The 535-nt window shown below is 63.6% G+C and carries 1 protein-coding gene; it reads left to right on the top strand.

The genetic code is table 11. The features are described 5' to 3' along the window. On the top strand, positions 1–508 hold a 508-nt coding region (locus AC1DU6_RS35595; protein ID WP_477863332.1), incomplete at its 5' end, for an oxidoreductase. Positions 509–535: the final 27 nt, after the last annotated feature.

The raw sequence follows: 535 nt of genomic DNA, 5'->3' as shown, positions 1-535 counted from the left end.
GGTCACTGACGCCGTACATGCCAAAGGCGGCATCATCTTCCTGCAGTTGTGGCATGTCGGCCGTGCCTCACATTCCTCGTTCCAGCCCGGCGACGGGCTTCCGGTGGCGCCGTCAGCCATTGCGATCGACGCTATCACGCGGACGGCTTCAGGCGAGACGGTATCTTACGAAACACCCCGCGCTCTGGAGACCAGCGAGATTCCCGGCATTATCGACGCCTACCGGCAGGCCACGCGCAACGCCAGGGAAGCCGGCTTCGACGGCGTCGAGGTGCACGGCGCCAACGGCTATCTGCTCGAACAATTCCTGCAGACCCGCAGCAATCAGCGCACCGACCAGTATGGTGGCTCAATCGAGAACCGCGCCCGCCTGTTGCTCGAAGTGACCAATGCCGTCATCGGCGCCTGGAGCGCGGATCGTGTCGCCGTCCGCCTGTCGCCCTATGGTGTCTCGAATGACTCCGGCGAAGCCGATCCGATGCCGCTCTACAGCTATGTGGTCCGTTAGCTCGACAAACTCGGCCTCGCCTACCTC

This window comes from Roseateles sp. P5_B10, assembly GCF_056400485.1.
This window is presented reverse-complemented; position numbering and strand designations above follow the sequence as displayed.